Consider the following 3,108-nt stretch of genomic DNA (forward strand, 5'->3'; position numbering starts at 1 on the left):
GCTGTCTGAAAATCCACACCGTCCACAAATGTTAGAACGGTATAAATTTCGTCCGCTTTCTGTTGAAACTTGTGCTTTTTATCCGTGTGTTGTCGCCCTATAATGTGCATACGTTGTGGGAATCTGTGGCTTTTCGCACAAAATCCACACTTCCCCAACCACGGCGTGTTCGCACTGCGGCGCGCAGAACATTCAGAATCAGGAGTAAAGCTATGAAATGGTTGAAATTCACCAAACTGGCCGCCGCCGTTGCCGCCGGTTCCCTCTTGGCCGTACACGCCAACGCCGCCGGGCGTCTGGTCGTCTATTGCAGCGCCACCAACGCCATGTGCGAAAACGCGGTACAGCAGTTCTCAAAAAAATACGACGTCAAGGCATCCTTCATCCGCAACGGCTCCGGCAGCACCTTCGCCAAGGTTGAAGCGGAAAAAAACAACCCGCAGGCAGACGTCTGGTACGGCGGCACCTTCGACCCGCAATCACAAGCCGGTGAGCTCGGCCTGCTTGAGCCCTATCAATCGCCCAACCTGCCGCAAATCACCGAACGCTTCCGCGATCCGGGCAAGGTCAAGGGCAACGCCACCTCCGCCATTTACATGGGCATCCTCGGCTTCGGCGTGAACACCGAACGCCTGCAAAAACTCGGCATCAAAGACGTGCCGAAATGCTGGAAAGACCTGACCAAGCCGGAATACAAGGGCGAAGTGCAAATTGCCGACCCGCAAAGCGCCGGCACCGCCTACACCGCGCTCGCCACCTTCGTCCAGCTTTGGGGCGAAGACGAAGCCTTCAACTATTTCAAACAGTTGCACCCGAACATCTCGCAATACACCAAGTCCGGCGTCACCCCGTCGCGCAACGCCGCGCGTGGCGAAACGGCGATTGGTATCGGCTTCCTCCACGATTACACCCTGGAAAAAAACAAGGGCGCACCGCTGGAATTAGTCGTGCCGTGTGAAGGCACCGGCTATGAGCTGGGCGGCGTCAGCATCCTCAAGGGCGCGCGCAACCTCGACAACGCCAAGCTGTTCGTCGATTGGGCGCTGTCCAAAGAAGGCCAGGAATCCGCGTGGCAACACGGCGAGTCGCTGCAAATCCTCACCAACACCACCGCCGAACAGGCGCCGAACACGCCCGACCCGGCACAGCTGAAACTGATTGACTACGACTTTGCCAAATACGGCTCCGCCGCCGAACGCAAACGTCTCATCGACAAATGGGTGGAAACGGTCAAACTCGCCAAATAAGGCGATAAATCCCCTCCCCCTGCGGGGGAGGGGATATTGTTGTAGGGTGGGTCTTGACCCACCGCCACGCATAAATCATTTTATGGTGGGGCAAGCCCCACCCTACGTTACATAAAAGGAAAAACCATGAAATCCGCTCACACCGCATTAACCCTCGCCGTATTGGCAGGACTCACATCTTTTACTGCACACGCCGCTGCCGAAGGCCGCCTCGTCGTCTATTGCAGCGCGCAAAATACCATGTGCGAACAGGAGACCCTCGCCTTTGAAAAAAAATACGGCATCAAGACCAGTTTTATCCGTGGCGGCACCGGCAGCATTCTCGCCAAAATTGATGCGGAAAAAGACAATCCGCAAGGCGATGTCTGGTATGGCGGCACGCTTGACCCGCATTCTCAAGCGGGCGAAATGGGTTTGCTCGAACCGTATAAATCGCCCAATTTGCAATTTATTCCTGATGCGCTGAAAGACCCCGCCAAGCGCAAAGGCAATTATTCTTCTGCGATTTATTTGGGCATTCTCGGCTTTGGCGTCAATACCGAGCGCCTGGCGAAATTGAACCTGCCCGTGCCGAAATGCTGGAAGGATTTGATTGACCCGAAGTACAAGAATGAAATTCAGGCGGCTGACCCGCAAAGTTCCGGCACCGCTTATACGCAGATTGCGACATTCATTCAATTATGGGGCGAAGACGAAGCCTTCAAATACCTGAAGGAACTGAACAAAAACGTCTCGCAATATACCAAGTCCGGCAATACCGCAACGCGCAATACCGCACGCGGCGAGGCATCCATCGGCATTGGCTTTTTGCATGAACATTCGCTGGAGCGGGAAAAAGGCGCGCCGGTTGAGATTATCGTACCCTGCGAAGGCACCGGTTATGAAATCGGCGGAGTGAGCGTAATTAAAGGCGCGCGCAATCCGGAAAATGCGAAATTGTTTGTCGATTGGGCGCTTTCCAAGGAAGCGCAGGAATTGTCGTGGAAGAAAGGGGAAACGCACCAAATCCTCACCAATAGCGAGGCGGAAATGTCGCCGTATTCGCTCGATTTCAAATCCGTTAATCTCATCAACTACGATTTTGACAAATACGGCGCGAGCGACTTGCGCAAGCGCATCATCAAGAAATGGGTGGATGAGGTCAAATTGGCGAAATAGCCATAATGTAGGGTGGGTCTTGACCCACCATTGCAATAAATTCTGATTTTATGGTGGGGCAATCCCCACCCTACAACGTATCCTGTTTTCAGCCGGTATTTTTTATGAAAGTTTTTTTGCGATGGACGAACCAGTCCGCTTTTTGGGTCGCGCTGGCACTGCTCTGCTATGCGCTGTTGCCCGCGTTTGCCCTGGATTACGGCATTTTTGAGGCGACAGCAGAGGAGCGCCTCGCGGCGATGGGCTGGTCTTCGCTCAATTTGAGCGCGCTGTGGTTCGCGCCGCTGTTGGCGTTTCCCGTTTTTCCTTTGCTCAAGCTGCCGCCGGCGACGCGCGCCAAGGGTGAGCTCGCGCTTGTCGCCGCCATTGCCCTCACCACGCTCGTCAGCGCCAAAATCGCGCACGTCTCGCTCGGCTACGCGACAATTGGCTTCGCGCTGGCGCTGGTTGCCATTGCCACGCTCTCGCTTGCCCGGCTCAAGGTGCTTCAGGGCGACAAGTTTATTATTGCCTCGCTGCTTATTATTATTCTGCTGATTGCGCTGTTTATTGTTTTCCCGACCGGCGCAATTTTTATTGCGATGTTTTATGAAGACGGCGCTTTTCATCCGCAACAGGTGTTGCGCATTCTCAGCCAGAGTTACATTTTGCGCGTCATTGGCAATTCGCTGATGCTTTCCGGTTTTGTCGGGCTGATGTCCAC

At 54.5% G+C, this 3,108-nt stretch carries 2 protein-coding genes and 1 pseudogene; all 3 read left to right on the plus strand.

What is annotated here, in order from left to right; translation table 11 throughout:
- Positions 1 to 212: 212 nt before the first annotated feature.
- The gene (locus Q0349_RS04985; RefSeq protein ID WP_298079779.1) at positions 213 to 1,247 is read left to right on the plus strand and encodes an ABC transporter substrate-binding protein; all 1,035 of its coding nucleotides are present in this window, start codon (positions 213 to 215) and stop codon (positions 1,245 to 1,247) included.
- A gap of 126 nt (positions 1,248 to 1,373) precedes the next feature.
- Positions 1,374 to 2,405: an ABC transporter substrate-binding protein gene (locus Q0349_RS04990; protein WP_298079780.1), complete on the plus strand. Its 1,032-nt coding sequence runs from the start codon at positions 1,374 to 1,376 to the stop codon at positions 2,403 to 2,405.
- Positions 2,406 to 2,509: 104 nt separating this feature from the next.
- Positions 2,510 to 3,108 (plus strand): annotated as a pseudogene (locus tag Q0349_RS04995) (iron ABC transporter permease); the annotation flags it as partial.

It is taken from the genome of uncultured Cardiobacterium sp., assembly GCF_938028185.1.
GTDB lineage: Bacteria > Pseudomonadota > Gammaproteobacteria > Cardiobacteriales > Cardiobacteriaceae > Cardiobacterium.